The organism is Microbacterium sp. (assembly GCF_032084865.1).
Classification (GTDB): domain Bacteria; phylum Actinomycetota; class Actinomycetes; order Actinomycetales; family Microbacteriaceae; genus Microbacterium.
The window spans coordinates 1-1,476 of record NZ_DAMDLU010000061.1; the positions used below are offsets into that span (position 1 = coordinate 1).

The window sequence follows — 1,476 nt, forward strand, 5'->3', positions numbered from 1 at the left end:
CGGCGTGCCGTACGGCGCACCCGGCTGCGGTGACGCGGGGGCCTGCCACCGCGCCTGGTCGGAGCCGAAGTGCGAGGGCACGTGCTGACCCGGCGTCGACGACGGCGGGGTCTGAGCCGAGGCCTCGGGGTTCGAGGGCTGGTCGGGGGTGCTGTTGTCGTTCATCTTCTGCTCCTTCTCCAATGCCCTATCAGAGTGACAACCGAGTCTGTGCGTTTCGTATGCCGCCGATGACATTCACCTATGGTCTTAGCCTGTTCTGCATGGATGTCATACCAGGAGCATGGCGCCGCACTGCCGCGGGGGCCGGTCTGCTCTCCCCCGACGGACGGGTCGCCCCCACCATCTTCGCCGAGATGTCGGCCGCCGCGGTGAGAACCGGGTCGGTGAACCTCGGTCAGGGATTCCCCGACGAAGACGGTCCGCCGCAGGTGCTGGAGGCGGCGAGGGATGCCATCGCGCACGGCGCGAATCAGTATCCGCCCGGCTGTGGCATCCCGGATCTGCTCGCCGCCGTCAGCGAGCATCAGCGCCGCTTCTACGGACTCGAGGTCGATCCCGACACCGAGATCCTCGTGACCGCGGGCGCGACCGAGGCGCTGACCGCCACCCTGCTCGCACTCATCGACGGCCCCGACGACGAGGTCGTCGTCTTCGAGCCGTACTACGACTCGTACGCGGCCGCCGTGGCGCTGGCGGGTGCGCGGCTGCGCACCGTCGCGCTGCGCCGCCCCGACTTCCAGCCCGACCTCGACGAACTGGGCGCGGTGGTGAACGACCGCACCCGGATGATCCTCGTCAACGATCCGCACAATCCCACCGGTGCGGTGTTCACGCCCGAGGTGCGGGCCGAGGTCGTGCGCCTGGCCGCGCAGCACGACGCGGTGATCGTCACCGACGAGGTGTACGAGCATCTGTCGTTCCACGCGCCTCACGTGCCGATCGCCACGCTGCCCGGCGCCGCCGAGCGCACCCTCACGATCTCATCAGCGGGCAAGACGTTCTCGACCACGGGGTGGAAGATCGGCTGGGTGCACGGCCCGGCCGCTCTCATCACGGCCGTGCTGACCGTCAAGCAGTTCCTCACGTACGTGAACGGATCCGCATTCCAGCCCGCGATCGCGGTGGGGCTGCGCCTGCCCGACGCCTACTTCGACGAGGCGGCGGCCACGATGCTGCGCAAGCACGAGCTGCTCGGCGCCGCGCTGCGCACCGCCGGCTTCGACGTGTTCTCCCCGCAGGGCGGCTACTTCACCGTCGCGGATGCCACTGCGCTGGGCGGCTCGGACGCCGCCGCGTTCTGCCGCGCCCTGCCGGAGCGGGTGGGGGTTGCGGCGATCCCGATCAGCGCGTTCGTCGCGCCGGGAAGCCACGGGCACTATGCGGGTCTGGTGCGCTTCGCCGCCTGCAAGCGCGTCGACGTGATCGAGGAGGCCGGCCGCCGGCTGTCCGCCCTGCGCTGACGCCGCGGTCACA

The 1,476-nt window shown here is 70.4% G+C and carries 1 protein-coding gene; it reads left to right on the top strand.

Annotated elements, in window-relative coordinates; genetic code table 11:
- The first annotated feature begins 263 nt into the window (after positions 1–263).
- Entirely contained in the window at positions 264–1,463 is a 1,200-nt protein-coding gene (locus tag RT309_RS08105) for an aminotransferase class I/II-fold pyridoxal phosphate-dependent enzyme (RefSeq protein ID WP_313356365.1), read from the top strand.
- Positions 1,464–1,476 lie beyond the last annotated feature (13 nt).

Coding starts and splice junctions, on each gene's coding strand:
- RT309_RS08105 (WP_313356365.1), top strand. CDS start 264: ATGGATGTCATACCAGGAGCATGGCGCCGCACTGCCGCGGGGGCCGGT.